The 26133-nt window shown below is 68.4% G+C and carries 25 protein-coding genes; 13 read left to right on the top strand and 12 right to left on the bottom strand.

Annotated elements, in window-relative coordinates; translation table 11 throughout:
• The first annotated feature begins 19 nt into the window (after nucleotides 1-19).
• From pilV to GT347_RS09225, 4 genes are read left to right on the top strand one after another with little or no spacing between them, the layout of a single operon-like run.
• Nucleotides 20-520: a type IV pilus modification protein PilV gene (pilV, locus tag GT347_RS09240; protein ID WP_160551673.1), complete on the top strand. Its 501-nt coding sequence runs from the start codon at nucleotides 20-22 to the stop codon at nucleotides 518-520.
• Nucleotides 517-1710, top strand: a complete 1194-nt coding sequence (locus tag GT347_RS09235) for a PilW family protein (RefSeq protein WP_160551672.1) — start codon at nucleotides 517-519, stop codon at nucleotides 1708-1710. Before pilV ends, GT347_RS09235 begins: the two co-directional genes overlap by 4 nt.
• Before the next feature lies 1 nt (nucleotide 1711).
• Complete coding sequence (locus GT347_RS09230; RefSeq protein WP_160551671.1) at nucleotides 1712-2332, top strand: pilus assembly PilX family protein; 621 nt, start codon at nucleotides 1712-1714, stop codon at nucleotides 2330-2332.
• On the top strand, nucleotides 2329-6060 hold the full coding sequence (locus GT347_RS09225) for a pilus assembly protein (RefSeq protein WP_160551670.1): 3732 nt from the start codon (nucleotides 2329-2331) through the stop codon (nucleotides 6058-6060). Before GT347_RS09230 ends, GT347_RS09225 begins: the two co-directional genes overlap by 4 nt.
• Nucleotides 6061-6081: 21 nt before the next feature.
• On the opposite strand, the gene GT347_RS09220 is transcribed toward GT347_RS09225, so the two are convergent.
• Nucleotides 6082-6387 carry a DciA family protein gene (locus GT347_RS09220; protein ID WP_160551669.1) on the bottom strand — a complete coding sequence of 102 codons (306 nt, stop codon included), beginning with the start codon at nucleotides 6385-6387 and terminating at the stop codon, nucleotides 6082-6084.
• Between the two features lie 274 nt (nucleotides 6388-6661).
• On the opposite strand from GT347_RS09220, the gene secA reads away from it, so the two are divergent.
• From secA to GT347_RS09200, 4 genes are read left to right on the top strand one after another with little or no spacing between them, the layout of a single operon-like run.
• On the top strand, nucleotides 6662-9421 hold the full coding sequence (gene secA, locus GT347_RS09215; protein ID WP_160551668.1) for a preprotein translocase subunit SecA: 2760 nt from the start codon (nucleotides 6662-6664) through the stop codon (nucleotides 9419-9421).
• Nucleotides 9422-9440: 19 nt separating this feature from the next.
• Nucleotides 9441-10670 (top strand): bifunctional glutamate N-acetyltransferase/amino-acid acetyltransferase ArgJ, encoded by a 1230-nt coding sequence (gene argJ / locus GT347_RS09210; RefSeq protein ID WP_160551667.1) that lies wholly within the window; start codon nucleotides 9441-9443, stop codon nucleotides 10668-10670.
• 4 nt (nucleotides 10671-10674) lie between these two features.
• Nucleotides 10675-11547: an ATP-binding protein gene (locus tag GT347_RS09205; protein ID WP_160551666.1), complete on the top strand. Its 873-nt coding sequence runs from the start codon at nucleotides 10675-10677 to the stop codon at nucleotides 11545-11547.
• Nucleotides 11540-11971 (top strand): NUDIX domain-containing protein, encoded by a 432-nt coding sequence (locus GT347_RS09200; protein WP_160551665.1) that lies wholly within the window; start codon nucleotides 11540-11542, stop codon nucleotides 11969-11971. The genes GT347_RS09205 and GT347_RS09200 overlap by 8 nt, the downstream gene beginning before the upstream one ends.
• Before the next feature lie 101 nt (nucleotides 11972-12072).
• Here the strand turns inward: GT347_RS09200 and GT347_RS09195 are convergent, their stop codons facing one another.
• Genes GT347_RS09195 through GT347_RS09180 form a run of 4 tightly spaced genes read right to left on the bottom strand, consistent with a single transcriptional unit; the run spans nucleotide 12073 to nucleotide 14581 of the window.
• Entirely contained in the window at nucleotides 12073-12294 is a 222-nt protein-coding gene (locus tag GT347_RS09195; RefSeq protein ID WP_160551664.1) for a DNA gyrase inhibitor YacG, read from the bottom strand.
• 28 nt (nucleotides 12295-12322) lie between these two features.
• On the bottom strand, nucleotides 12323-13078 hold the full coding sequence (gene zapD / locus GT347_RS09190) for a cell division protein ZapD (protein WP_160555283.1): 756 nt from the start codon (nucleotides 13076-13078) through the stop codon (nucleotides 12323-12325).
• 8 nt (nucleotides 13079-13086) lie between these two features.
• The gene (gene coaE / locus GT347_RS09185) at nucleotides 13087-13686 is read right to left on the bottom strand and encodes a dephospho-CoA kinase (RefSeq protein WP_160551663.1); all 600 of its coding nucleotides are present in this window, start codon (nucleotides 13684-13686) and stop codon (nucleotides 13087-13089) included.
• A 16-nt stretch (nucleotides 13687-13702) separates the two neighbouring features.
• Nucleotides 13703-14581, bottom strand: a complete 879-nt coding sequence (locus GT347_RS09180) for a prepilin peptidase (RefSeq protein WP_195812407.1) — start codon at nucleotides 14579-14581, stop codon at nucleotides 13703-13705.
• A gap of 157 nt (nucleotides 14582-14738) precedes the next feature.
• On the opposite strand from GT347_RS09180, the gene GT347_RS09175 reads away from it, so the two are divergent.
• A complete protein-coding gene (locus tag GT347_RS09175; protein ID WP_160551662.1) occupies nucleotides 14739-15614 on the top strand; it encodes a Gfo/Idh/MocA family protein in 876 nt (291 codons plus the stop codon).
• Between the two features lie 50 nt (nucleotides 15615-15664).
• On the opposite strand, the gene GT347_RS09170 is transcribed toward GT347_RS09175, so the two are convergent.
• Together GT347_RS09170 and pilB are read right to left on the bottom strand one after the other, a co-directional pair.
• Entirely contained in the window at nucleotides 15665-16882 is a 1218-nt protein-coding gene (locus tag GT347_RS09170; protein WP_160551661.1) for a type II secretion system F family protein, read from the bottom strand.
• Nucleotides 16883-16925: 43 nt separating this feature from the next.
• Complete coding sequence (gene pilB / locus GT347_RS09165) at nucleotides 16926-18668, bottom strand: type IV-A pilus assembly ATPase PilB (RefSeq protein ID WP_160551660.1); 1743 nt, start codon at nucleotides 18666-18668, stop codon at nucleotides 16926-16928.
• A gap of 294 nt (nucleotides 18669-18962) precedes the next feature.
• Here pilB and GT347_RS09160 point away from each other — a divergent pair, with 294 nt between their 5' ends.
• Entirely contained in the window at nucleotides 18963-19460 is a 498-nt protein-coding gene (locus tag GT347_RS09160; RefSeq protein WP_160551659.1) for a Spy/CpxP family protein refolding chaperone, read from the top strand.
• A gap of 9 nt (nucleotides 19461-19469) precedes the next feature.
• On the opposite strand, the gene GT347_RS09155 is transcribed toward GT347_RS09160, so the two are convergent.
• The 3 genes from GT347_RS09155 to GT347_RS09145 form a co-directional block, all read right to left on the bottom strand.
• Nucleotides 19470-19868 (bottom strand): virulence factor, encoded by a 399-nt coding sequence (locus GT347_RS09155; RefSeq protein WP_160551658.1) that lies wholly within the window; start codon nucleotides 19866-19868, stop codon nucleotides 19470-19472.
• Between the two features lie 101 nt (nucleotides 19869-19969).
• Nucleotides 19970-20686, bottom strand: a complete 717-nt coding sequence (locus tag GT347_RS09150; protein ID WP_160551657.1) for an MgtC/SapB family protein — start codon at nucleotides 20684-20686, stop codon at nucleotides 19970-19972.
• 15 nt (nucleotides 20687-20701) lie between these two features.
• Entirely contained in the window at nucleotides 20702-21685 is a 984-nt protein-coding gene (locus GT347_RS09145; RefSeq protein ID WP_160551656.1) for an ABC transporter substrate-binding protein, read from the bottom strand.
• 114 nt (nucleotides 21686-21799) lie between these two features.
• On the opposite strand from GT347_RS09145, the gene GT347_RS09140 reads away from it, so the two are divergent.
• Together GT347_RS09140 and GT347_RS09135 are read left to right on the top strand one after the other, a co-directional pair.
• A complete protein-coding gene (locus GT347_RS09140; protein ID WP_160551655.1) occupies nucleotides 21800-22774 on the top strand; it encodes a Bug family tripartite tricarboxylate transporter substrate binding protein in 975 nt (324 codons plus the stop codon).
• Between the two features lie 97 nt (nucleotides 22775-22871).
• The gene (locus tag GT347_RS09135; protein WP_229722808.1) at nucleotides 22872-23627 is read left to right on the top strand and encodes an EAL domain-containing protein; all 756 of its coding nucleotides are present in this window, start codon (nucleotides 22872-22874) and stop codon (nucleotides 23625-23627) included.
• Here GT347_RS09135 and GT347_RS09130 read toward each other — a convergent pair.
• The gene (locus tag GT347_RS09130) at nucleotides 23624-24745 is read right to left on the bottom strand and encodes a sensor histidine kinase (protein WP_160551654.1); all 1122 of its coding nucleotides are present in this window, start codon (nucleotides 24743-24745) and stop codon (nucleotides 23624-23626) included. The two genes, GT347_RS09135 and GT347_RS09130, sit on opposite strands and share 4 nt — an antisense overlap.
• Nucleotides 24746-24783: 38 nt before the next feature.
• The gene (locus GT347_RS09125; RefSeq protein ID WP_160551653.1) at nucleotides 24784-25593 is read right to left on the bottom strand and encodes an alpha/beta fold hydrolase; all 810 of its coding nucleotides are present in this window, start codon (nucleotides 25591-25593) and stop codon (nucleotides 24784-24786) included.
• 198 nt (nucleotides 25594-25791) lie between these two features.
• Between GT347_RS09125 and GT347_RS09120 the strand changes: the two genes are divergently transcribed.
• Nucleotides 25792-26049 (top strand): hypothetical protein, encoded by a 258-nt coding sequence (locus GT347_RS09120; protein ID WP_160551652.1) that lies wholly within the window; start codon nucleotides 25792-25794, stop codon nucleotides 26047-26049.
• Nucleotides 26050-26133 lie beyond the last annotated feature (84 nt).

The following is a 26133-nucleotide window of genomic DNA, read 5'->3' as shown; positions in this document are numbered from 1 at the left end:
CACCAGGAGCGTGACGACCATGCAGCCCCGCCGCCGCCTTCCATTTGGGACACGTGTTCATCCGCGCGGCGCGCGCCAGCGGGGTTTCTCGCTCATCGAGGCGGTCATCGCCCTGCTGATCTTTTCCACCGGCGTGCTCGGCATCGCCCGGCTGCAGTCGGCCGCGGTGCAGGAGACGAGCGCGGCCGCCTCGCGCTCCACTGCTTCGCTGCTGGCCAAGAACCTCATCTCGCGCATGTGGATGAGCGACCGCACGCCGGCCACGCTGGCGGCCAACTTCGACAACACCAGTTCGCAGACCGTCCCGGGTTTCGCTCCCTGGCTGGCGGCGGTGGCCGGCTCCGGCCTGCCCGGAGTGAACGTGAGCACGAACACGAACCTGCCCACCGTCAGGGTCTCGCCGGTGGCCGGCGGCGGCAGCAGCCCGGTGGCCAGCAGCAATGTCATCGTCACCGTCTTCTGGCAGGCGCCGGGCGAGACGCAGGCGCACAAATACATCGAAACGGCGCAGATCAAATGAAGCCGCGTTCTCGTCCTGCCCGCGGCCAGCGCGGCTTCAGCCTGCTGGAGCTGATGATCGCCGTGATCATCGGCATGTTCAGCGTGCTGGTGATCCTGCAGGTGCTCGGCAACACGGCCACCAGCCGGCGCATCGCGGTGGCCGGCGGCGACGCGCAGCTCAACGGCCTGGCGGCGGTGCGGGCGATGACGCTGGATGTGGAGCATGCCGGCCTCGGCCTGCAGTCCTTCAACATCTCCGGCTGCAGCGTCAGCTATACGACCTCGTCGGACGGCGCCTCGGTCACGCTGCCGCTGGCGCCGGTGACCATCAACCCGGCCACCTCGCTGGTGCCGGCGGGCGATGCCAATACCGACACGCTGCTGGTCGTCTCCGGCAACTCGGGCAGCCCGTCCGAGGGCGATGCGGTGACCTCGGCCACCGCCTCCACCGCCTATGTGGTCACCACACCGGCCTCCTTCATCGCCAACGACCGGGTGGTGGTGGCGCCGGCCACACGCGCCGCCACCTGCGCGCTGCAGCTGGCCACGGTCGGCGGCGTCTCGGGCTCCGTCCTCACCGTCAGCAACGGCAGTTCGGGCCTGCCCAGCGGCAGCATCGTCTACAACCTGGGCGGCACGCCCACGGTGCGGGCCTATGCGGTGCGCAACGGCGACCTGACCGTCTGCGACTACCTGGCCTACAACTGCGGATCGAGCACCTACACCTCCACCGTCACCCCCTCGGTGTGGGTGCCGGTGGCCAACAACATCGCCTCGCTGCGGGCGCAGTACGCACGCGACACCTCGGGCATCAGCGGCAGCACCTCGACCATGGACGGCATCGTCGACACCTACGACCAGGCCACGCCGGGCAGCGTCGCGGCGGTGACCATTCCGCTGTATTGCCAGTGGGCGCGGGTGGTGGGCATCCGCGCGGCGGTGGTGGGGCGCGGGCAGCAGTACGACAAGACGCTGAGCTACACCGGAACCTCGAATGCATCGACCGCCAAGTCCGTGCTGCCGCTGCCGGTCTGGGATGGTTCATCGACCGGCACGCTCAATCCGACCGCCGTGCCCATCACGCTGAGCAGCGGCATCGCCGACTGGGACCGCTACCGCTACGTCGTCAGCCAGACCACCATCCCGCTGCGCAACGCCATCTGGCAGGGCAGCCAGCCGGCCTACCAGGGCGGATCGGGAGGCTGCTGACATGATGCCGCGCCACCCGCAACAGGGCTTCTCGCTCATCGTCGCGCTGGTGGCCCTGGTGATCATGGCGCTGGCCGCGGTCAGCCTGATGCGCACCGTCTCGACGGCCACGCTGGTCAGCGGCAACCTGGCTTTCGAACAGGCGGCGGTGACCGGGGCCGACGCGGGCACCGAAGCCGCCATCGCCTGGCTGGAGAACAACACCGGTGTGGCGGCCAGCTGTCCGACCGGCGGCGGCACCACCGTGCTGTCCTGCGACCAGCCGGCCAAGGGTTATGTCTCGACCCGGCTCGATCCGACGTCCACCCAGAGCTGGGCCACCGTGTGGGGCATCCTGGTCGGCACCTCCAATGCCACGCCGCAGGTGCTGTCCGCCGACGCCGCCGGCAACACGGCCTCCTACCTGATCCAGCGCATGTGCGGCCAGCAGGGAGACGCCAGCGTCAGCCTGGGCTGCTCCAGCGCGCCGTCCTCGGCCTATTGCGGCAACAGCAAGCGCCAGAACAGCAATGCCGGCGCCGGCAACATCAGCTGCACCAGTTCGACCTACTACCGCATCACCGTCCAGGTGTCCGGCCCGCGCGGCACGACCAGCTACATCCAGGCAATGGTGGCCCTATGAACCTGCACAGCTTCCTGATCCGATCCGTCCGCGCGGCCGCCGGCTGGCTCCTGGCGGCGGGCCTGCTGGCGGGCGCCGCCCAGGCCGCGGTGACCGACCTGGCGAACGCGCCGCTGGAGACCTCCACCGCCACCCTGGTCAAGCCCAACATCTTCTTCGTGCTCGACGACTCGGGCAGCATGGACTACAACTACCTGCCCGACTGGGTGCCCCTGTATCCCTCGCTCACCGGCCTGTTCCTCAACAGCCGCTTCAACGGCCAGGCCTACGATCCGGCGGTCACCTACACGCCGCCCCTGAAGTACGACGGCAGCAGCTATCCCAGCATGACTTCGGCCAACACCACGTCCTGGCTGCGGGTGCCGATGGACGGCTTCGGCGTGCAGTCCACCCTGACCGGCATCCTGACCACCGGGGTCTCCTACTACACCTTCATCGCCGGCGAATACTGCAACTCGCCCAATCTGCGCACCTGCGTCACGCAGAGCGCGCCCAGCACCGCCTATCCCTATCCGGCCTACCTGCGCTGGTGCAGCTCGGTGCTGCTGACCAACTGCCAGGCCACCCGCATCGAGACCGCGCCCGCCGGCGGCAGCACCTACCTGAACCCGCGTTATCCCGGCGCGCTGCTCGGCACCGTGCCGGGCAGCCAGGTACTCACGACGATCAACATCCTGCAGAACAGCTACGTCTACCCCGGCACTTCGGCCAAGGCCTCCAGCCGCACCGACTGCGCCGGGACCACCTGCACCTATGCGGAGGAGATCACCAACTACGCCAACTGGTATGCCTACTACCAGACCCGCATGCAGGCCACCAAGACGGCCATCTCCCAGTCCTTCAATGTGCTGGGCACCAGCTACCGGCTGGGCTTCATGACCATCAACAACAACAACGGCAACGACTTCCTCAACATCTCCGACATCACCACCGGCAGCAGCGGGCAGAAGGCGGCCTGGTACGCCAAGCTGTTCCGCGCCCTGCCCAGCAACAGCACGCCGCTGCGCCGGTCGCTGTCCACCGCCGGCCGCTACTACGCCGGCAAACTCACGAGCATCAATTCGCAGAGCGCCGTCGACCCGATCCAGTACGCCTGCCAGCGCAACTACACCATGCTGGCGACCGACGGCTACTGGAACGAAAGCGCCAACCCGGTGCAGATCGACGGCGCCACCGCCATCGGCGACCAGGACGGCGGCGAAACCCGCCCCTATCTCGACGGCAACGCCACCCCCAACACCCTGGCCGACGTGGCCGAGTACTTCTACGCCACCGACCTGCGCTCCTCCACCCTGGGCAACGTCACCAACGCCAGCGGCGTGGATGTCTCCAGCAACAGCTACTCCAACAAGCAGCAGCGCATGAACACCTACACCATCGGCCTGGGTGCCTCGGGCTACATGCAGTACCTGAGCGGCTACGCCACCGCCAGCAGCGGCGACTACTACAACGTGGCCAACGTCACCGCCACCAGCAGCAGCACCCTGGCCAGCGGCGTCTGCAGCTGGCAGAGCTCGGGCAACTGCAACTGGCCGGTGCCGGTCAACAACAGCCAGACCACCATCGACGACCTCTGGCATGCCGCCGTGAACGGCCGCGGCACCTACTACAGCGCGACCAATTCGTCGGACCTGAAGGCGGGCCTGAGCAACTTCCTCAACGCGGTGGTGGCGACGGCGGCCAGCTCGGCATCGCCCACGCTCTACACGCCCAACCTGGTTTCTGGCAGCGGCAACTATGTCTTCTCCACCGTGTTCTGCTCGGCCAAGTGGTTCGGCGACCTGATCCGCTACAGCATCGACGGCACCACCGGCCAGCCGAGCAGCTCGGCGAGCTGGGCGGAGTCCGGCGCGGGCGGCGACTGCGTGGACGCCACCGGCGCGCTCACCACCACGCCGCTGCTGGACAGGCTGGGCTTCGCCTCGCGCACCATCTACACCTACGACCCGGCCACCAGCACCGCCTTGCTGCCCTTCCAGTGGTCCTCGCTGTCGAGCACGGTCAAGGGCTACTTCCAGATGGCGGCCATCGGCGGCCTCTCGCAGATCTGCAGCTCGGCCAGCAACTGCCTGATCCCAACCGCGCAGGTCGACAGCAGCACCGCCGGCACCACCACCGGCGCGGGCGGCATCAACCTGGTCAACTACCTGCGCGGGGACCGCAGCAACGAGGGCAGCTCGAACACCAGCTATTACTTCCCCCGCACCCATGTGCTGGGCGACATCGTCAACTCGCAGCCGGTGTACGTGCAGGCGCCGAGCTACAACTATTCCGACAGCGGCTACACCGCCTTCAAGTCGGCCCAGTCCGCGCGCCAGGGCATGGTCTACGTGGGCGCCAACGACGGCATGCTGCATGCCTTCAATTCCGACAACGGCGCCGAGGCCTGGGCCTACATCCCCTCGATGCTGCTGCCCTCGCTCTACAAGCTGGCGGACAAGAACTACGCCGCCACCCACCAGCCCTTCGTGGACGGCCCCCTGGTGCAGGCCGACATCTACGCCAGCAGCGCCTGGCGCACCATCCTGGTCGGCGGCCTGGGCAGCGGCGGACGCGGCTATTACGCGCTCGACGTGACCACGCCTTCGTCGCCCACGCTGCTGTGGGAGTTCACCGCCGACACCACCAAATCCTCGCCCTACATCGTCGATCAGGACCTGGGCTACACCTACGGCCAGCCGGTGGTCACCAAGCTGGGCGACGGCACCTGGGTGGTGCTGGTGACATCGGGCTACAACAACGTCTCGCCCGGCAGCGGCCACGGCATCCTGTGGGTGCTCAACGCACGCACCGGCGCGGTCATCAAGAAGATCGACACGGGAGTGGGCACCACCGCCACCGGCGGCACCGTCACCGGCTGCAGCACGGCGCCCTGCCCGAGCGGCCTGGCCAAGATCGGCGTGTGGACCGACACCGAGCAGAACGCCACCGGCACCCAGGTCTACGGCGGCGACCTCTACGGCAACCTCTGGCGCTTCGACATCAGCGCGCTCACCGCCAGCGGCGGCACCGCCACCGTGCAGCTGCTGGCCACGCTGGCCGACGCCTCGGGCAACCGCCAGCCGATCACCTCCACACCCGAGCTGGGCCTGGCCAGCAATGTGCGCATGGTCTACCAGGGCACCGGCGCCTATCTGGGGGTGTCGGACATCAGCACCACCCAGTCGCAGACCATGTACGCCATCAAGGACACGCTGGCGACCGCCACCGGCAGCCTCTACGGCAGCCCGCGCGCCAACACCTGCGCCGCCGCGGCCACCTCGTCCGGCTGCTTCGTGCGGCAGATCCTCACCGACGCCAGCGGCACCCGCACCTCCTCCAGTTCGGTGAGTTATTCCTGGAGCCTGGCCACCATGAACGGCTGGTACATCGACATGCCCACCACCGGCGAGCGCATGGACGTGGACCCGATCCTGCAGCTCAGCACCCTGTTCTTCGTCTCCAACGCGCCCAGCACGGCCGGCGCCTGCAGCGTCGGCGGCAGCAGCTACAAGAACTACGTCAACTACAGCACCGGCTTGGCCGTGGCGGGGGCGACCAATTCGGGCACGCTGCTGTCCTCGACCAGCCTGGCCAGCGGCGTGGTGCTGGCGCGCACCACCACCGGCTCGGTGATCGCGGTGATCAAGTCCTCGGACGGCAGCGTGGCCACCACGCCGGTGCCGGTCGCCGGATCGAGCACCGGCACCCGCCGCATCTCCTGGCGCCGGCTCACCGACAGCCAGTGACCCGACTGTGAGCGCCGGCTTTCAGCGCAGCTTGACCACCTTGACCCGGATCGACTGCACATCGCTGCCATGGCTGCGCAGATGCGCCGCCAGCGCCGGCAGCAGCTGGCGCAGCTTGGCGGCCACCGCGTTGTTCTCCGCCAGCAGGCACCATTCGGAACCCTCCACCGGCCCGGCCTGGATGCGCGCGCGCAGCATCGGCGGGATCAGCGATTCGCAGCGGCGCAGCCGCTCGCCGGACTCGCGCGCCAGCGCCACCAGCCGGTGCAGTCCGGGCGATTCGGACGCGGCTTTCTGCAGCGTGACGGCTTGGTGGCGGCGGTACATGGAGTCGGGCGCGGGATCGGGAGCGGTATCGGGAGCAGGAGTGGGACGAGGGGCCCGGAAACGGGCCGCTGGTCTTGTCGGGCCAGGGTGGCATCCCCATTATCCGCAAGCGCCCGGCCGCACGGCTAGAATTTGCCGTTTGACCGGGTACCCGCCCGCGCCTGGCGCGCGCGTGTCCCGAGGCGCTTTTTACGGGCCTGTCGCTCCTGTCGGGCACCCTTCACTCTGAGGATGGACGAGCCCCGCCGCACCCGCGGCGGAATGCTCCACACGCATGGCTACCAACTTTCTGACCAAAATCTTCGGCAGCCGCAACGATCGGCTGCTCAAGCAATACCGGGGCGTGGTCGCACGCATCAATGCCCTGGAGCCGGCGCTGGAAAAGCTCGACGACGCGGCCCTGCGCGCCAAGACCGACGAGTTCCGCGAACGCATCGCCAAGGGCGAGACGCTCGACGCCCTCATGCCCGAAGCCTTCGCCGTGGTGCGCGAGGGCTCCAAGCGCGTCATGAAGATGCGCCACTTCGACGTGCAGATGCTCGGCGGCATGGCCCTGCACTACGGCAAGATCGCCGAGATGCGCACCGGCGAGGGCAAGACCCTCACCGGCACGCTGCCGGTGTACCTGAACGCGCTGTCCGGCAAGGGCGTGCATGTGGTCACCGTCAACGACTACCTGGCGCAGCGCGACGCCGAGTGGATGGGCCGGCTCTACAACTTCCTGGGCATGTCCGTCGGCATCAACCTGCCCGGCCTGCCGCGCGAAGACAAGCAGATGGCCTACGGCGCCGCCATCACCTACGGCACCAACAACGAATACGGCTTCGACTACCTGCGCGACAACATGGTGTATGAGTCCGGCGACCGCGTGCAGCGCGGCCTGAACTTCGCCATCGTCGACGAGGTGGACTCCATCCTGATCGACGAGGCCCGCACCCCGCTGATCATCAGCGGCCAGGCCGAAGACCACACCGCCACCTACGTGGCCATGAACAAGGTCGTGCCCCTCCTGGTGCAGCAGATCGGCGAGGCCGACCCGCGCACCGGCGAAGGCGTGGAAAAGCCCGGCGACTTCACCCTCGACGAGAAGAGCCGCCAGGTCTTCCTGACCGAGCAGGGCCACGAGAGCGCCGAGCGCATCCTGGTCGCCCAGGGCCTGCTGGCGGACGGCGCCTCGCTCTATGACCCGGCCAACATCTCGCTGATGCACCACCTGTACGCCGCCCTGCGTGCGAACAACCTCTACCACCGCGACCAGCACTACGTGGTGCAGAACGGCGAGATCGTCATCGTCGACGAGTTCACCGGCCGCCTGATGGCCGGCCGCCGCTGGAGCGAAGGCCTGCACCAGGCCGTCGAGGCCAAGGAAGGCGTGGAGATCCAGGCCGAGAACCAGACCCTGGCCTCGATCACCTTCCAGAACTACTTCCGCCTCTACGGCAAGCTCGCCGGCATGACCGGCACGGCCGACACCGAGGCCTACGAGTTCCAGGAGATCTACGGCCTGGAAACCGTGCTGATCCCGCCCAACCGCCCGAGCAAGCGCGACGACCAGCAGGACCGCGTCTACAAGACCACCCGCGAGAAGTACGAGGCCGCCATCCTCGACATCCGCGAATGCTACGAACGCGGCCAGCCGGTGCTGGTCGGCACGACGTCCATCGAGAACTCGGAAATCATCTCCCAGCTGCTGCAGGCCGCCAACCTGCCGCACCAGGTGCTCAACGCCAAGCAGCATGCCCGCGAGGCCGACATCGTGGCGCAGGCCGGCCGGCCCAAGATGATCACCATCGCCACCAACATGGCCGGCCGCGGCACGGACATCGTGCTCGGCGGCTCGCTGGAGAAGATGCTCGCCGCCATCGAGGCCGACGATTCGCTCGACGACGCCACGAAGGAACAGCGCGCCGCCGAAACCCGCGCGCAGTGGGAAAAGGACCATGCCCTGGTCTCGGCCCAGGGCGGCCTGCGCATCATCGCCACCGAACGCCACGAATCGCGCCGCATCGACAACCAGCTGCGCGGCCGCTCCGGCCGCCAGGGCGACCCCGGCAGCTCGCGCTTCTACCTGAGCCTGGACGACGCGCTGATGCGCATTTTCGCCGGCGACCGGGTGCGCTCCATCATGGAGCGCCTGAAGATGCCCGACGGCGAGGCCATCGAGGCCGGCATCGTCAGCCGCAGCATCGCCAGCGCCCAGCGCAAGGTGGAGGCGCGCAACTTCGACGTGCGCAAGCAGCTGCTGGAGTACGACGACGTCTCCAACGACCAGCGCAAGGTCATCTACACCCAGCGCAACGAGATCCTGGACGCGGCCGACCTCGGCCCGCAGATCGACGGCCTGCGCGAAAGCACCTTCACCGACCTGACCCGCCAGTACGTGCCGGCAGAATCGGTCGAGGAGCAGTGGGACATCGCCGGCCTGGAAAAGGTGCTGGCCGAGGAATGGCAGGTCGTGCTGCCGCTGAAGGCCGAGGTCGAATCGGCCAGCGCCATCAGCGACGAGGAAGTGCTGGAGAAGGTCGTCGGCGGCGCCAACGAAGCCTTCGCCGCCAAGGTGGCCCAGGTGGGCGGCGAGCAGTTCACCCAGTTCGAACGGGTGGTGCTGCTGCAGTCCATGGACTCCAGCTGGCGCGAACACCTGGCCTCGCTGGACTACCTGCGCCAGGGCATCCACCTGCGCGGCTACGCCCAGAAGCAGCCCAAGCAGGAATACAAGCGCGAGGCCTTCGAACTCTTCGGCCAGATGCTCGACGGCGTGAAGAACGAAGTCACCAAGACCCTGATGACCGTGCGCATCCAGTCGCCCGAGCAACTGGGCCAGGCCGCCGAGGACATGGAAAGCCGTGCCGAGCATGTCGGCAACATCACCTACCAGGCGCCCACCGAAACCGGCGAGGTCGAGACCACGCTGCAGCCGGTGGAAGTGCAGGCCAACGGCATGATGCCGGACGGCACGCGGGTGGGCCGCAACGATCCCTGCCCCTGCGGCAGCGGCAAAAAATTCAAGAACTGCCACGGCCAGCTGAGCTGAGCCGGGCCAAGGACTCCTTATGCCCGTGAATCTTTCCGCGCCCGACGCCGCGGCGCTGCTTCCCATCGCCGGCGTGCGTATCGGCATCACCGAAGCCGGCGTGCGCAAGGCCCATCGCAAGGACCTGAGCGTCTTCCTGCTCGACGAAGGCACCCAGGTGGCCGGCGTGTTCACCCAGAACCGCTTCTGCGCCGCGCCGGTGCAGGTCTGCCGCGAACACCTGGCCGGTGGCCAGCCGGTGCGGGCCCTGGTGATCAACACCGGCAATGCCAACGCCGGCACCGGCGCCGACGGCCTGGCGCGTGCCCGCGCCACCTGCGAAGCGCTGGCCGGCCTGCTCGGCCTGCCGGCGAACGCGGTGCTGCCGTTCTCCACCGGCGTGATCATGGAGCCGCTGCCGGTGGACCGCATCGCGGCCGGCCTGCCCGCGGCAATCGCCGATGCCCAGCCCGCCCACTGGGCGCGCGCCGCCGAAGGCATCATGACCACCGACACCGTGCCCAAGGCCTTCAGCGCCCAGGCCATGGTCGGCGGCAAGACCGTCTCGGTCACCGGCATCAGCAAGGGCGCCGGCATGATCCGCCCCAACATGGCGACCATGCTGGGCTTTCTGGCCACCGACGCGGCCGTCGCGCCCGCGGTGCTGCAGCAGCTGGCATCGCAGCTGGCCGAGGCCTCGTTCAACCGCGTCACCATCGACGGCGACACTTCCACCAACGACTCCTTCGTGGTGATCGCCACCGGCCGTGCCGGCAATGCCGTCGTCGAATCCATCGACAGCGATGAAGGCCAGGCGCTCTACCAGGCGCTGCTGGGCGTGGCGCGCCTGCTGGCCCAGGCCATCGTACGCGACGGCGAAGGCGCGACCAAGTTCATCACCATCGCCGTCGAAGGCGGCCGCGATGCCGCCGAATGCCGCCTGGTCGCCTATGCGATCGCGCATTCGCCGCTGGTCAAGACGGCGTTTTTCGCCAGCGACCCGAACCTGGGCCGCATCCTGGCGGCGGTCGGCTACGCCGGCATCGGCGACCTGGACCAGACCGGTATCGAACTGTTCCTGGACGACGTGCATGTCGCCACCAAAGGCGGCCGCAACCCCGACTACCGCGAGGAAGACGGCCAGCGTGTGATGAAGCAGAGCGAGATCACCGTCCGTGTCGGCCTGGGCCGTGGCGATGCCAGCGATACCGTCTGGACCTGCGACCTGAGCCACGACTACGTCTCGATCAACGCCGACTACCGCAGCTGAAGGCATGAACGAGCATTTCGAACGCTTGATCACCCGCGCCGAACAGGTGCTCGAACGGCTCGAAGCCGTGCTGCCGCAGCCGCTCTCGGCCCCCGACTGGAGCCAGGCCATCGCCTGGCGCTACCGCCGGCGCGGCAACGGCGTGGGGCGGCTGGATGCGGTGAAGCACATCTCCGGCCTGGCCTTGTCCGAGCTGCGCGAGATCGAGCCGCAGAAGGAAAAGATCGAACGCAACACCCGCCAGTTCGTCGAGGGCCGCCCGGCCAACAACGTGCTGCTGACGGGTGCGCGCGGCACCGGCAAGTCCTCGCTGATCAAGGCCTGCCTGAAGACCTTCGCGCCCCAGGGCCTGCGCATGATCGAGGTGGACAAGGCCGACCTGATCGACCTGCCCGACATCGTCGAGATGGTGGCCGAGCGGCCCGAGAAATTCATCGTCTACTGCGACGACCTGAGCTTCGAGGACGGCGAGCCGGCCTACAAGGCGCTCAAGTCCATCCTCGACGGTTCGGTCGCGGCCTCCACCGCCAATGTGCTGGTCTACGCCACCAGCAACCGGCGCCACCTGCTGCCGGAGTACATGGCCGAGAACCTCAGCTACACCCACACGCCCGATGGCGAGATCCATCCGGGCGAGGTGATCGAGGAGAAGATCTCCCTGTCCGAGCGCTTCGGCCTGTGGGTGAGCTTCTATCCCTTCACCCAGGACGAATACCTGACCATCTGCGGCCAGTGGCTGTCCTCCTTCGGCCAGACGGCAGAGCAGATCGCGGCAGCGCGCGCCGATGCGCTGGTCTGGGCGCTGGAGCGCGGCTCGCGCAGCGGCCGGGTGGCCTGGCAGTTCGCCCGGGACCGGGCCGGGCGTGCCGATGGCTGAGGCCCGCAAGCACACCGAGGTGGCGGTCGGCATCCTCCTGCGCGGCGAGCACGAGATGCTGCTGACCAGCCGCCCCGAGGGCAAGCCCTACGCCGGTTACTGGGAGTTCCCCGGCGGCAAGCTCGAAGCCGGCGAGACGGTCGAAGAGGCCCTGCGCCGCGAGCTGGAAGAAGAGCTGGGCATCGTCATCGGCCTGTGCGAGGTCTGGAAGGTCACCGAGCATGACTACCCGCATGCGCTGGTGCGCCTGCACTGGTGCCGTGTCCGCGAGTGGACCGGCGCATTCGAGATGCGCGAAGGCCAGCAGATGCAGTGGCAGAGTCTGCCGCTGACCGTCACGCCGGTGCTGCCCGGCGCCTTCCCGGTGCTGGCCTGGATGGCCGAGGAACAGGGCTTCCAGGGTGCCACACACCAGGACGTGTAGACGGGCGCTGCGGCCGCCGCCGGGCCGCCCCAAGGCGGCCGCGCCTCCTCCTCGGGAGGTGGCGAACTACACGAAGCGAAGCGTAGTGAGAAGCCGGGAGGTCAATGTTGATGCCGCGGATCGCCGTAGATCTCGTCTTCGGGCGGGACTTCGGTGGGTACCCGGAAGCTCTCGCTGGCCCAGGCACCCAGGTCGATGCCGCGGCAGCGAGCGCTGCAGAAGGGGCGGTAGGCGTTGTCCACGCTATAGACGCTGTCGCCGCCGCAGGCAGGGCAGCGCACGATGCGTTTGGGGACGGATACGGGGTCGGTAGGCTGGCTCATGGACAGCGGATTCTGCCGGCTCGCGCGCTCAGGCGCAAAGCGAGAGCTCGAAACCCGCGTCCTCGCCCGCGGCATGCAGGCGGCCATCGCCTTCCTGCTTCATCAGCCGCACCGACACCATCAGCCGGTTGCCGCTGATCTCGGGCACCAGGCCGCTGGCCGGGTCCATGCGCAGGCGCAGCAGCTGGAAGCTGCGGCCCTGCGGCAGGGTCTGCTGGAAGCCGCCGTGCTGGGTCATCACCTTCTGCGGCACGCCGGAGTCGCGCAGCATCTTCAACAGCAGGTAGATGGCTTCGGCCAGCGGCGCGAGCGTCGAGGCCCAGTTGGACACGTCGTGGCGCCGCACCGTGGCGCTCTGGTGCTGCCAGGCGTAGTAGGCCGGCAGATCGAAGCCGCAGGTGCCGCCCGGGATGCCGGCGCGGCTGCGGATGGCCATGAGGAAATCGTTCTCCGTCAGCGACTGGCCGGCGCGGCCCACCAGCTGCGTGAGCGAGGCCAGGCACTGGTCGACCTGGGCGATCACGCCTTCGAGCACCCCCGCAGAGATGGCCGGATTGCCGCGGAAGCTGTCGAGCTGCTGCTTCTGCTTTTCCAGGTCCTTCATCACGTCGGCCTTGAGGTCGGCGCGGGCGGCCACGTCCATGATCTCGAAGACCGAGACCAGGGCGAAGTGATGGTCCAGCGGATGCTCCCGGGGAACCAGTTCGCCCAGTCGGCGGAACAGCTGTTCGAGCCGCAGATAGGTCCGGATACGTTCGTTGAAAGGGTATTCGTACAAGATCACGGCGGCCATCATAGTCCCATGCTGCGGGCGATCGCCCCGAGCGCAACATCGAGTTGCGTAATGTCAAGCCCGTCGTTGAAGACGACGAAATCGGCGGCCCGGCGGCGCTCGATGCGGCTGGCCTGCGAGGCGACGATGCGGCGCACCGTGGCCTCGTCGAGCGCGCTGCGGGCCAGCACCCGGGCCAGCTGCGTGGCGACCTCGCAGTCGATCACCAGCACCCGGTCGACCCGGTCGCTCCAGTGGCCGGATTCGACCAGCAGCGGCACGTCGAACACCAGCAGGGCGGCACCGGCGCGCCGCGCCTCGTCGGCCGCGGCGTCGGTGGCGGCGCGCACCAGCGGATGCACGATGGCCTCCAGCCGGTGGCGGGCGGCGGGCTGCTCGAAGACCAGCCGGCGCATGCGTTCACGGTCGAGCGCGCCGTCGGCGGATATGAAGTCCGGCCCGAAGGCCTGCGCGATCGCCGGGATGGCCGGACCGCCCGCGGCGGTGGTCGCGCGCGAGAGCGCATCCGCATCCACGATGGACGCGCCCCGCGCGGCCAGCAGGCCCGCGGCGGTACTCTTGCCGCTGCCGATGCCGCCGGTCAGGCCCAGGGTTCGCATCGCGGCGGCGCGCGCTTCAGAGTCCGCCCAGCGGCAGCAGCGCCGCCGGGCTGAAGACCATGCCCACCAGCCCGGCCAGCGACAGGAAGGGCCCGAAGGGTACGTAGCCGCCCGGGCGCAGGCCGCTGCGCAGCTTGAGCACCAGGCCGACGATGGCGCCGGTGATCGAGGCGATCAGGATCAGCGGGATCAGCGCCTGCCAGCCGAACCAGGCGCCGAGCGCCGCGAAAAGCTTGAAGTCGCCGTAGCCCATGCCCTCCTTGCCGGTCAGCAGCTTGAAGCCCCAGTACACCAGCCACAGCGACAGATAACCGCCCACGGCGCCCCAGACCGCATCGGCCAGGGGCAGGGCGGTCCATTGCAGCGTGGCCGCGATCAGCCCGGCCCAGAGCAGGGGCAGGGTGATGCCGTCGGGCAGCAGGGTGGTGTCCCAGTCGATCATGGCCAGGGCGATCAGCGCGGCACCGAAGCCGCACCAGGCCGCTGTCGTCCAGCCCAGGCCCCAGCGCCAGGCGCAGTAGCCGAAGACCAGGCCGGTGGCCGCCTCGACCAGCGGATAACGCGCGCTGATCGGCGCCTTGCACGACGAGCAGCGCCCGCGCAGCGCCAGCCAGCTGAGGATGGGCAGGTTCTCGTACCAGCGGATCTGGTGGCCGCAGTGCGGGCAGCGCGAACGTGGCACGACAAGATTGAATGTTTCCGCCTCGGGCTCGACGCGGTAGGAGGACGGCTCGGCGGCCGGCCCGTCGCGTTCGGCCTGCGCCTGGGCGATCTCGTCAGCCCATTGCCGCTCCATGATCAGGGGCAGCCGGTGGATCACCACGTTGAGGAAGCTGCCGATGAGCAGGCCCAGCACCACGGCGGCGGGGACGATCAGCTCAGCGGGCAAGGACATGGGAGGAGGGCGTTCATGAGGGGCGGCGGGGACAGCGCTGGGCAGGCATTAGAAAGCATTTTTCCCGGATCCTGAAAATGCCGTGCCAGCCGATCCGCGCCAGGGTTCTTACACTGGCCCGTCCCGGCCCTCGGGACGACCGACGCAAGGAACACGCATGCGCTTTCGATGGGGAGTCTTCGGCACCGGAGCCGTCTCGGCCAAATTCATCGCCGGGCTGCGCAGCGCGCGGCAGGCGGAACTGGGCTTCGTCGCGTCGCGCTCGCTGCAGCGGGCGCAGGCCTTGGTGGCGGCAGCGGGCGCCGGGCGGGCGGTCGAGGGCTACGAGGCCGCGTTGTCCGATCCGGGCGTGGATGCGGTCTACATCGCCACCCCGCCGTCGGAGCACCTGCGCCATGCCCTGATGTGCATCGCGGTCGGCGTTCCGGTGCTGGTCGAGAAGCCTTTCGCCGCCACGGCCGAAGAGGCCCGGCGCATCGCCGAGGCGGCGCGCGCCGGCGGTGTCTTCGCGATGGAGGCGATGTGGACCCGCTTCCTGCCCGCCGCGCAGGCCCTGCGGGCGCAGCTGGCGGCGCAGGCCATCGGCGAGCCGCGCCTGCTCACCGGCAACTTCTGCCTGTCGCAGCGGCCCGAGCCCGGCGGCATCTTCGACAGCCGCCTGGGCGGCGGGGCCCTGGCGCATCTGGGGGCGTATCCGCTGTCGCTGGGCCAATGGCTGCTGGGCACGCCCGAGGTGGTGCAGGCCATGGCCACCACCGGCCCTGGCGGCGTGGATGAGGATGCCGCGTTTCAGCTGCGTTATCCGGGCGGCGCCATGGCCTCCTTCTGCGTCAGCCTGCGTTCCTGGGCGCCCGATGCCTTCCGGGTGTCGGGCACGCATGGCAGCATCGCCCTGCGCGGCGCCATCGTCCGGCCCGAGGGGCTGGACATCCTGCGTCTGCCGCCGCGCCCGGCGGAGGAAGCGCGCTTCGACCTGCGTGCGCGCCTGCGTGATGCGCGGCGCGCTGGAGAGCCAGACCATGCCCTGGGGTGACAGCATCGACGTGGCGCAGACCCTGGACCGCATCCGCGCCGCCGCCGGCCTCAGACCACCTGGCCGAGCTTGAAGATGGGCAGGTACATGGCCACCACGATGCCGCCGATCAGCGTGCCCAGGAACACGATGATGATCGGCTCCAGCAGGCTGGAGAGCCCGGCCACCATCTCGTCGACCTCGGCCTCGTACACGTCGGCGGCCTTGGCCAGCATGTGGTCGAGCGCGCCGGATTCCTCGCCGATGGCGCTCATCTGCAGCACCATGTTCGGGAACACATTGGCATTGGTCATGGCCGCCGTCAGGCTGGTGCCGGTGGCGACCTGCTGCTGGATCTTCTCGGTGGCCACCAGGTAGACCGCATTGCCCGAGGCGCCGCCCACCGAGTCCAGCGCCTCGACCAGCGGCACGCCGGCGGCGAACATGGTGGAGAGGGTGCGGGTCCAGCGGGCCACGCAGGCCTTGTCGATCAGCGGGCCGAAGACGGGCACCTTCAGGATCCAGCGGTCCACGTTGCGCTGGAACTTCTCGCTGCGCCGCCAAGCCTGGCGCACGAAGTAGAAGATGCCGAACAGCACGCCCAGCATCAGCCACCAGTAGGAGACGAAGAACTCGCTCATGGCGATCACGATCAGCGTGGGCGCCGGCAGGTCGGCTCCGAAGGAGCTGAAGACCTGCTTGAAGGCCGGGATCACGAAGATCATGATCACCGACACCACCACGGCCGCCACCACCAGCACCGAGATCGGGTACATCAGCGCCGACTTGATCTTGCTCTTGATCGCCTCGGTCTTCTCCATGTAGCTGGCCAGCCGGTCGAGCAGCGATTCCAGGATACCGGCGGCCTCGCCCGCTTCCACCAGGTTGCAGTAGAGGCTGTTGAAGTACATCGGATGCTTGCGGAAGGCGCCCGACAGCGAGGTGCCGGTCTCCACGTCCTGGCGGATGTCGTTGAGCAGCTTGGCCACGCTGGGGTTGGCGTTGCCGCGTCCCACGATGTCGAAGGACTGCAGCAACGGCACGCCGGCCTTCATCATGGTGGCGAGCTGCCGGGTGAAGACGGCGATGTCCTTGGGCCGGATCTTCTTGCCGCTCTTCATGCGGCGCTTTTTGATCTTCACCGGCACCACGCCCTGGCGGCGCAGGGTGGCGGTGACCTGGTTCTCGCCGCTGGCGCGCAGCTCGCCGCGCACCGGCTTGCCCTGGCGGTCGCGGCCTTCCCATTCGAAGACGAAGTCCTTGATGCCTCGCGACGCGGCGGTTGCCATAGTGCTCTAGCTCCTGCTCGGGCGGCTCATGGCCGGCCGGGTTTCATTCATTGGTCACGGCCAGCACTTCCTCTAGCGAGGTCATGCCCAGGCGCACCTTGTGCAATCCGGATTCGCGCAGCGAACGCACGCCGTCGCGCCTGGCCTGCGCGGCGATTTCGAGCGCGCTGCCGTCGCGCAGGATGATCTCCTGCATGGCCTCGTTCACCGGCATCACCTGGTAGATGCCGACCCGGCCCTTGTAGCCGTTGTTGCAGGCCGAACAGCCCACCGCGCGGTAGGGCTGCCAGCTGCCGTCGAGCTGCTCTTCGGTGTAGCCGGCGTCGAGCAGGGCCGAGCGCGGCACCTCGTGCGGCTGCTTGCAGACCGGGCACAGCCGGCGCGCCAGGCGCTGCGCGGTGATCAGGATCACGCTGGACGCGATGTTGAAGGGCGCGATGCCCATGTTGCGCATGCGCGTGAGTGTGGTCGGCGCGTCGTTGGTGTGCAGGGTGGATAGCACCAGATGGCCGGTCTGCGCGGCCTTGATCGAGATGTCGGCGGTTTCCAGGTCGCGGATTTCGCCGACCATGATGATGTCCGGATCCTGGCGCAGGAAGGATTTGAGCGCGACGGCGAAGGTCAGCCCGGCACGGTCGTTGACGTTGACCTGGTTGACGCCCGGCAGGTTGATTTCCGACGGGTCCTCGGCCGTGGCGATGTTCACGCCCGGCTTGTTGAGCAGGTTCAGGCAGGTGTAGAGCGACACCGTCTTGCCCGAGCCCGTCGGCCCGGTGACCAGGATCATCCCGTAGGGCCGGCCGATGGCCTGCAGCAGGCGCTCCTTCTCCTCGGGCTCGTAGCCGAGCGCCTCGATGCCCAGGCGGGCGCTGCTCGGGTCCAGGATACGGATCACGATCTTCTCGCCGAAGAGCGTGGGCAGGGTGCTCACCCGGAAGTCGATGACCCGGTCGGCACCGACCTTGAGTTTCATCTTGCCGTCCTGCGGCACCCGTTTCTCGGAGATGTCCATGCGCGAGATCACCTTGATCCGCGAGGCCAGCTTCTCCTTGATCGCCACCGGCGGCGAGGCGATCTCGCGCAACTCGCCGTCGACCCGGAAACGCACCCGGTAGTTGTGTTCGTAGGGCTCGAAATGCAGGTCGGAGGCGCGCATGTTGAACGCGTCGATCAGCATCTTGTGCAGGAACTTGACGACCGGCGCGTCCTCCACCTCGGCCAGGTTGCCGTTGTCGGTGGCGTTCGGGTCGAGCGCCTCGGGCTCCTCGTCGAACTCGAATTCGCCGCCGCTGCCGACCATGTTGTCGAGCTGCTCGGAGGCCGAGGTGCCGGTGGTCTCCAGCAGCTTGGAGAGCTTGTCGTATTCGGCGATGACCCAGTCCACGCCGAGCTGGGTGGAGAACTTGATCTTCTCGGCGGCTTCCTGGTCCGAAGGATCGGCCGTGGCCACGATCAGGCGGTTGCTGCGCTTGCTGAGCACGACCACGCGGTAGTCGTGGCAGATCTTGATGTCCAGCAGGTCCTTGGGCAGGCGCAGCGGATCGATGGCCGAGAGATCGAGCAGCGGTGCGCCGAAGGCTGCCGACACCGCATGGGCCAGGTCGGCGGCGGACACCACGCCCGAGCCGGTGAGTTCGGCGATGAAGTTGGTGCGCGACGCGGCCGCCTTGCGCACCAGGTCTTCGGCGGTCTTCTGGCTCAGCAGGCCAGCCGCGATCAGCGTGCGGCCTACGCCGGGAAGCGCGACCGGGGCGCTGTCTTTGCTGAGGGCGTCAATCGCGGCCATGGTCCCGGGTAGCAGGTGGTTACGGGTAAAAAATACATCCTACCATCGCCGCCCTGGCGCCATTGGTGGCGCAGGGATACGAATCCACGGGTGGGCGTTACATGTGGCGAGCGATCGCCCACTGCACGCCGGCTCCCGCCCTGCCCGCCGCGCGGACCCGCGGCGCATCGCAAATGGTGGGAAGGCGCGGTCGCACGGCTTTACCCGGGCTTCACCGCCAGGACGTCGTGCCGAGCGTCCGGGCGGTTGAAATGCCGGGTCTGCCGCGACGCGGCCCCTCGCACGAATGCCGCCATGTTGAAGATCCCGCGCCCTGTCCTCGCCCTCGTGCTGGTGCTTGCCACCACCTGCAGCCACGCGCAGTTCGGCGGAGGCATGGGGGGAGGCGGGATGGGCGGCGGGGGAAAAGGCCGCGGCCAGAGAGGCGGCGGCAGTGGTGACGAAGCGGCCGCCGTGGTGCAGCCCCAGAGCCCCGCCGAGGCCGCTGCCCGCCTGCGCGAGCGCCTGCTGGACCTGCGGCTGCTGCTGCGCATCACGCCGGAGCAGGGTCCGGCCTGGACGGGGTTTTCGAATGCGGTGTGGAACCTGGCCGGCCATCCTTCGGTGCGGCCGGCGCCGGAGCCAGACGGGCGGGCCTCCGCGCTCGAAGTCTTCCGCCTGAAGGCCGATCAGGCCGAGGAGAACGCCCGGCGCCTGCGTGAATTCAGCCAGGCGGCCGACCGGCTCTATGCGGCCATGACACCCGAGCAGCGCCTCACGGCGGACGCCCAGTTCGTCGGCGCCATGCCCTGAGGCGCCGGCCTACCAGCCGCGGCGCCACGCGCCGGGTGGCGGGCCCCAGGGATGGCCGTAGTACACAGGCGGGGGCGGGGCGTAGTAGACCGGACGTGGAGGCGGCGGCGCGTACACCGGCGCGGCATAGACCGGCGGGGCGTAGGCCGGGGCCGAGACCACATAGCCCGGCTGGGGCTGTCCGTAGTAGCCGCTCACCGGGGCCGGCGCATAGACGGGAGCCGGCGGCGCCACATAGACGGGCTGGGGCGGCACATAGACCGGCGCCGCATAGGCCGGTGCGACATAGCCCGGAACGCCGATGCCGATCGACAAACCGACGCGGGCCGAGGCCGCCGTCGAGAACGCCAGGGCGGCCGCCGCGGCCACCGAGACACCCAGCCATTTCAATGCGAGATCCGTTTTCATCGTCAGCTCCAGGATGAGCAGTATTGCCTGCCAGGCTTGGTCAACGCGGCAGGCTTCAGGGGCGAATACTGCTGGAATGTAAAGGCGCCGCACGGACCGGTTCAGTCCGAGGTGCTGGGGCTCCAGAAGGCCTGCCGCACGCCCGGAAAGCCGGCCAGCCGGCCGACCAGCGCATCGAGCGCCTCGCCATCGACCGAGGTGGCGGCCAGCGTCGCCTCGATCTCGATCTCCTCCGGGCCGAAAGCGTGCACCCGCAGGTCGCGCGGATGCAGGTTCTCGCGGCCCAGGGCTTCCTCCAGCTGGGCCAGGGCGGCCTTCTGCTGGCCGTGGGCGGCGATCACGTACACGGTGTTGGTGACTTCCGCCGAGGCCACGTCCAGCGGCGTGCGGGCGATGGCGTTGACGATGGGCCGCAGCAGGGTGTTGGCCGCCAGCACGAAGAGGGTGGCCAGCGTGGCCTCCACGATCAGGTCGGCGCCCGCCGTGGCGCCCACCGCCGCCGAGCCCCAGAGCGTGGCGGCGGTGTTCAGGCCGCGCACATTGCCCTCCTCGCGCATGATCACGCCGGCGCCCAGAAAGCCGATGCCGGAGACCACATAGGCCATCACATGCACCGCGCCGTCGTGGCCGTTGAGCCGGTTGGCGGTGTCCACGAAGGCCGCCGCGCCGATGGCGACCAGCACATTGGTGCGCAGGCCGGCGGTGCGCTGCCGGTACTGGCGCTCCAGGCCGATCAGCCCGCCGAGCACGAAGGCCACCGACAGGCTGAGCAGCGTGTCGAGCAGGGAGGCGAGATTGATGTTGTGGAAGGCGGTCACTTCAGCCCCTGATGATCAGGCCAGCGAGCGTACCCGTTCCGACGGCGGCGGCAGGAAACGGCTGTCGAACAGATCCTCGGGCCGTGGCGGGCGGGCGAGCTGCTTGGCGCGTGCCATCAGCTCGATGGTGGTGGCCAGGCGGGCTGTGTCGACCGCGCCTATGCCCAGGGTGGAGCCTTCCGGGTGGGCCATCTCCAGCGCCAGGGTGCCGGCCAGCCGTTCCCGGTTCGCGCGCCGGTCCAGCGCGGGATTACGCCGGGCCACGGCCTCGATGGCCGCATCCACGTCGGCCACGGTATCGGCCAGGCCGCGGTTGACCGCCCGCACCAGGCCGGCCACCGCCGCGGGATGGTCGCGCCGCAGCACCGGGGTGACCATCAGCGCCGCGCCGTAGAGCGAGGGCACATGGTGCTGCCATTCGAAGTGGCGCAGGGTGCTGTCCGGCGCGATGCCGGCCTCCAACGTCTGCGCGCGGATGGTGTTGACGAAGCCGAATAGCCCGTCCCAGCGGCCCTGCAGCATCAGGGGCACGATGGCGCGATGCGGCAGGTCCGACACCTCGATCTTCACGCTGTCCGGATCGATGCCGCAGGCCGCGCAGAACTCGGGGAACATGCGCCAGGCCGCGTCGTTCGGATGCGTGACCAGGGTGCGGCCGGCCAGGTCGGCGGGCTGGCGCAGCGCGCCCGATGCCGGCACGGCGATGGTGTAGGGCGAGCGGTTGTGCAGGGCGAACACGCCCACCGGTGTCTCGCCGGGCCGGGCCGAGGCCCATTCGACCAAGGCGTTCATGTCGCCATAGCCGGCGTCGTAGGCGCCGCCCATCAGCTTGGGCACGGCGTTGGCCAGGGTGTCGCCTTCGGTGAACTCGACTTGCAGCCCCTCTTCCTCGAAATAGCCGCGGTCGTCGGCCATGAAGAACCAGGCCTGCGGCCCGGAATAGAAGGTGTTGAGGATGAAGCGCAGCAGCAGGGGCTCGGTGGCGGTCGTCATGGTCATGGTGCGCTCCTCCTGAACGGTCATGGAAGTGGACGTTAGCAAGCTTCGGTCCTGCCTGCCCGGGCTCGTTTCCTGCTTCGCCCGGATATCCCCCACCCCAGGCGCACGACTGCCATGAACTTCCATCCGACACGACGCTCCGCACTGCAATTCCTGGCCGCCGGCATGGCCGCCGCCGCCCTGCCTGCATTCGCCCAATGGCCGGACAAGCCGATCAAGATCATCGTGACCTTCCCCCCGGGCGGATCCAGCGACGTGCTGGCCCGGCTGATGGCCGAGCAGCTGGCCAAGAAGCTGGGCCAGCCGGTCGTCGTCGACAACAAGCCCGGTGCCGGCGGCACCATCGGCGGCGCGCAGGTGGCGGCCGCGGCGCCGGACGGCTACACCCTGATGCTGTCCAACACCACGCCGATCGCCCTCGGCCCCTTCGCGCTGGAGAAGCAGCCCTACGATCCGGTGGCGGCCTTCACCAACATCGCCTACCTGGGCGCGGCGCCGCTGGTCATCATGGCCAGCAAGCCATCGGGCATCAAGACTTATGCCGACTTCGTCGCCCTGGCCCGCAAGGAGGGCCATATGGACTTCGGCTCGGGCGGTCCGGGCTCCATCGGCCACATCCACGGCGAGCTGCTGAAGAAGACCACCGGCCTGAACATGGTGCATGTGCCCTACCGCGGCGGCGCGCCGATGACCACCGACCTGATCGCCAACACGATTCCGCTGGGCATCGACGTGATCACCTCCTATGTGCCTTTCTTCAAGAGCGGCCAGCTGGTGCCGCTGGCGGTGACCGGCACTCAGCGCTCGCCGCTGATGCCGGAGGTGCCGACCATCGTCGAACTCAAGCAGCCCTCGCTGGTGCTGGAGAACTTCTTCGGCCTGGCCGGCCCCGCCAAACTGCCGGCCGAGGTGGTGGCGCGGCTCAACGCCGCCTGCAACGAGGTGCTGGTGATGCCGGAGATCCAGCAGAAGCTGACCGAACTGGGCATCGTGGCCAAGCCCGAAACGCCGGCGATGTTCAACGACTTCGTCCGGGATCAGGTGGCGGTGCTGGGGCCGACGGTCAAGGGTGCCGGCATCCGGCTGTAGGGGCTGGCGGATTTTCTGGCAGTCCGACGCGGCTTTTTCGCTCGGATCGTCAGGGCGCACACGCGGCAGAATCTCTTCAGTTTCTTGAGAGGTTCAAATGGCCGATACCAGTCCCAGCAGCTGCCAGGGTTGTCGTAATGGAGCCGAGCTGTTCCCCTTCACCATGGCCTTCCAGCCCGTGGTCGACCTGCCCAGGCGCGTGGTGTATGCCCATGAAGCGCTGGTGCGCGGGCCCGAAGGGCAGGGCGCCTATTCCATCCTGTCGCAGGTCGGGCCGGACAACCGCTATGCCTTCGACCAGGCATGCCGCGTCAAGGCCATCGAGCTGGCGGCGCGGCTGCAGATGAGCTCCAAGCTCAGCATCAATTTCCTGCCCAATGCCGTCTACCGTGCGGAAGCCTGCATCCGGCTGACCCTGGCGACGGCCGAGCAACACGGCTTTCCGGTCGAGAACATCATCTTCGAACTCACCGAAGACGAGCGCTCCAAGGACCTGGTGCACCTGGAGTCGATCTTCACCGAATACCGAAGGCGCGGCTTCATCACGGCCATCGACGATTTCGGCGCGGGCTTTGCCGGCTTCGAATTCCTGGCCGCCTTCCAGCCCGATGTCATCAAGCTGGACATGAGCCTGGTGCGCGGCATCGACGGCAACCGCGTGAAGCGGTCCATCGTCGCGGCCATGGTCGGGCTCTGCTCGGAACTGAAGATCCGTACCGTGGCCGAAGGCGTGGAGACCCGCGAGGAATTGCGTGTGCTGACGGATCTGGGCCTGGAGTTCTTCCAGGGCTATCTGTTCGCCAGGCCCGGACTCGAATGCCTGCCCGAGGTGGACTGGAGCGCGGCGGGCTAGGCCGGCCCGTCGGGCACTTCAGGGCCGCAGGCGCGCGGGAAGGTGGCGATGAAGCTGGTCCCGAACTCCGCCGAGGAGGACACCGACATCGCGCCGCCATGGGCTTTGACGATGGCGTCGACGATGTAGAGCCCCAGGCCGACGCTGCTGGCTTCCCCGGCGTTCTCCACCCCGCGCACAAGCGGCTGGAACAGCCGGGGCAGCAAGTCCGCCGGTATCGGCCGGCCTTCGTTGTGCACGCTGATGGCGAAGTGTTCCTCGTCCATGTCGGAAGTGACCATGATGGGCGTGCCGGGCTCGCCGTAGGCCGCGGCATTCGCCACCAGGTTGCCGATGAGCTGCGCCAGGCGGTCCTGATCGCCGTGCACCTCGCCCGCGCCGCTCGTCACGTGCTTGAACAGGCGTTGCGGGAAAACGGTGCTCAGTTCGTCGATGGCTTCGGTCACGACCGCATGCAGGTCGATCGGCAGCCGATGCGCCACCAGGCCGGTGCCCAGGCGGGCCTGCGTGAAATCGAGCAGGTCGGCGATCAGGCGGTTGGTCCGGTTCGCCGACCGGCTGATGCGGTCCAGGATCCGCTGCTGCTGCTCGCTGGGTTTGCTGCGGCTGAGCGCCACCACGCCCAGCTGGATGGCGGAGAGCGGATTGCGCAGGTCGTGGCTGACGATGCCGACGAGCTGCTCCGCATAGGTCGCCCGGTTCACCGCCTCTTCCGAGAGCTGCCGCTCCGACTCCACCAGAAACTCGAGCCGCTTCTGGGCTGCCATCAGCTCCTTCTCGTACCGGTCGCGGTCGCGGGCCACGAAGAGTGCGATGTCATGGGTCCAGGCGCCTTCGCGCTCGCGGCGGCTGGCGTTCATCACCACCGGAAGATCGGGCCCGTGGGCGCAGACCAGGTCGATCTTCACCTCGGAAATCGAGCCCTGCATCTGCAGCAAGGGCATCCAGTGCGTCTGGTGGAAGATGCGGCCGCCCATGCTGAAGAGGTCCTGCAGCCGGCGGCGACCGACAAGCGCCTGCGCGGAGTAACCGACCCATTCGCAGAACAGTCGGTTGACGCGCAGAAAGGTGCCCCTGCCGTCGGTCCTGACGAGACCGCAGGGGACATCGTCGAACATGTCTGCGCCTACCTCTGGCGAGTCCGGGCCGGGAATGCTCAAAGCGCGCAGTCCTTCAGGAATTCGTCGATGGCGGCCGCGCAGGCGCCCGGCTGGCTCAGGTGCGGGCAGTGGCCGACGTTCTCGACGATACGCAGCCGCGCATTCGGCATCGCGGCCTGCATGTACTGCCCGACATCGACCGGGGCGATCAGGTCGTCGTCCGACTGCAGGATCAGCGTTGGTGTGCGCAGCTTCGGCAGCTCGGCGCGGTGGTCGGCATTGAAGGTGACCCGCGCGAAGTGTTTGGCGATCTCCGGGTTGGTGCGGCAGAAGCTGTTGGTGAGCTCCTCGCCCAGCTCGGGCTGCTCCGGCGAACCCATGATGGCCGGCGCCATGGTGCTGGACCAGCCCAGGTAATTGCTCTCCAGCGTCGTCAGCAGCGAGTCGATGTCGGCGCGGTTGAAGCCGCCGACATAGCCGGTGGCGGGGTCGTTGATGTAGCAGGGCGACGGCCCGACCATCGCATGGGCCGCGAAGAGGCCGGGCTGCGCGATGTCCGCCAGGGCGCCGATCATTCCCGAGACGGAATGACTCACCAGCACCGCCGGCCCCTGGCCGAACTCCCGCACCACTTCCACCAGGTCATCGGCATAGCCGTGCAGGCTGTCGTACTTGCGTTTGTCGAAGGCCGACTCCTCAGACATGCCAGAACCCACCAGGTCGAACAGCACCACCCGGTAGCGGCCGGCATAGGACGGAGCCAGCAGGCGCCACATGTTCTGGTCGCATCCAAAACCGTGGGCGAAAAAAATGGTGGAAGTGCCGGCGCCCTGAACATGGACGTTGTTGCGGTCTTTCACGCTCATGGAAAGTGATCCTGGTTGGGTCACATCCCGAGGCGAGATGCATACCGCGCCATTGTCACATCGGAGCTGCCGACGGTGCAAAGGCTGCCGGATGGTGGTGCCTCGATATGCCGGTGGGCACGCTGGCAGGGTGCGCCGTTACCGCCGGCTACCAGCTCGAAGGCCTTGTTGGGCATGCTCGAATCACAGGAGTCCCCCATGCGCCCTTATGCCGTCTTGCTCGTTGCCGCCTTCGCTTGTTGCGGTGTGGCCCACGCGGCTTCGAAGACCCCCAGGAAACCGCCCGCGAACTCCGCGGACGCGGCGCCTTCCGCGCTGCCCGGAACGATCCACTTCGGCCCCGACCCCAAGACAGGCAAGTGGCGCCGGCTGACGGATAAGGAAGTCGCGCCGCGCAGCGCCGGAGTCCAGGCGCTGGAACACGATGCCCGCCGCGACGCCACCGGCAAGCACTAGCCATGCAGGGCGACGCATCGCCGTTTTGACGTCGCGGCTGGCAGGATTCAAGGTTTTTGGTTTCCCTTGGGAAACCCGGTCTCC

It is taken from the genome of Xylophilus rhododendri, assembly GCF_009906855.1.
GTDB classification, from domain to species: Bacteria; Pseudomonadota; Gammaproteobacteria; order Burkholderiales; family Burkholderiaceae_C; genus Xylophilus; species Xylophilus rhododendri.
This window is presented reverse-complemented; position numbering and strand designations above follow the sequence as displayed.

Coding starts and splice junctions, on each gene's coding strand:
- secA (WP_160551668.1), top strand. CDS start 6,662: ATGGCTACCAACTTTCTGACCAAAATCTTCGGCAGCCGCAACGATCGG.
- GT347_RS09235 (WP_160551672.1), top strand. CDS start 517: ATGAAGCCGCGTTCTCGTCCTGCCCGCGGCCAGCGCGGCTTCAGCCTG.
- GT347_RS09170 (WP_160551661.1), bottom strand. CDS start 16,882: ATGGCAACCGCCGCGTCGCGAGGCATCAAGGACTTCGTCTTCGAATGG.
- GT347_RS09225 (WP_160551670.1), top strand. CDS start 2,329: ATGAACCTGCACAGCTTCCTGATCCGATCCGTCCGCGCGGCCGCCGGC.
- GT347_RS09120 (WP_160551652.1), top strand. CDS start 25,792: ATGCGCCCTTATGCCGTCTTGCTCGTTGCCGCCTTCGCTTGTTGCGGT.
- pilV (WP_160551673.1), top strand. CDS start 20: ATGCAGCCCCGCCGCCGCCTTCCATTTGGGACACGTGTTCATCCGCGC.
- GT347_RS09205 (WP_160551666.1), top strand. CDS start 10,675: ATGAACGAGCATTTCGAACGCTTGATCACCCGCGCCGAACAGGTGCTC.
- GT347_RS09230 (WP_160551671.1), top strand. CDS start 1,712: ATGATGCCGCGCCACCCGCAACAGGGCTTCTCGCTCATCGTCGCGCTG.
- GT347_RS09180 (WP_195812407.1), bottom strand. CDS start 14,581: ATGTCCTTGCCCGCTGAGCTGATCGTCCCCGCCGCCGTGGTGCTGGGC.
- pilB (WP_160551660.1), bottom strand. CDS start 18,668: ATGGCCGCGATTGACGCCCTCAGCAAAGACAGCGCCCCGGTCGCGCTT.
- coaE (WP_160551663.1), bottom strand. CDS start 13,686: ATGCGAACCCTGGGCCTGACCGGCGGCATCGGCAGCGGCAAGAGTACC.
- GT347_RS09220 (WP_160551669.1), bottom strand. CDS start 6,387: ATGTACCGCCGCCACCAAGCCGTCACGCTGCAGAAAGCCGCGTCCGAA.
- GT347_RS09140 (WP_160551655.1), top strand. CDS start 21,800: ATGAACTTCCATCCGACACGACGCTCCGCACTGCAATTCCTGGCCGCC.
- GT347_RS09160 (WP_160551659.1), top strand. CDS start 18,963: ATGTTGAAGATCCCGCGCCCTGTCCTCGCCCTCGTGCTGGTGCTTGCC.
- GT347_RS09155 (WP_160551658.1), bottom strand. CDS start 19,868: ATGAAAACGGATCTCGCATTGAAATGGCTGGGTGTCTCGGTGGCCGCG.
- GT347_RS09200 (WP_160551665.1), top strand. CDS start 11,540: ATGGCTGAGGCCCGCAAGCACACCGAGGTGGCGGTCGGCATCCTCCTG.
- GT347_RS09130 (WP_160551654.1), bottom strand. CDS start 24,745: ATGTTCGACGATGTCCCCTGCGGTCTCGTCAGGACCGACGGCAGGGGC.
- GT347_RS09125 (WP_160551653.1), bottom strand. CDS start 25,593: ATGAGCGTGAAAGACCGCAACAACGTCCATGTTCAGGGCGCCGGCACT.
- GT347_RS09145 (WP_160551656.1), bottom strand. CDS start 21,685: ATGACCATGACGACCGCCACCGAGCCCCTGCTGCTGCGCTTCATCCTC.
- GT347_RS09175 (WP_160551662.1), top strand. CDS start 14,739: ATGCGCTTTCGATGGGGAGTCTTCGGCACCGGAGCCGTCTCGGCCAAA.
- argJ (WP_160551667.1), top strand. CDS start 9,441: ATGCCCGTGAATCTTTCCGCGCCCGACGCCGCGGCGCTGCTTCCCATC.
- GT347_RS09195 (WP_160551664.1), bottom strand. CDS start 12,294: ATGAGCCAGCCTACCGACCCCGTATCCGTCCCCAAACGCATCGTGCGC.
- GT347_RS09135 (WP_229722808.1), top strand. CDS start 22,872: ATGGCCGATACCAGTCCCAGCAGCTGCCAGGGTTGTCGTAATGGAGCC.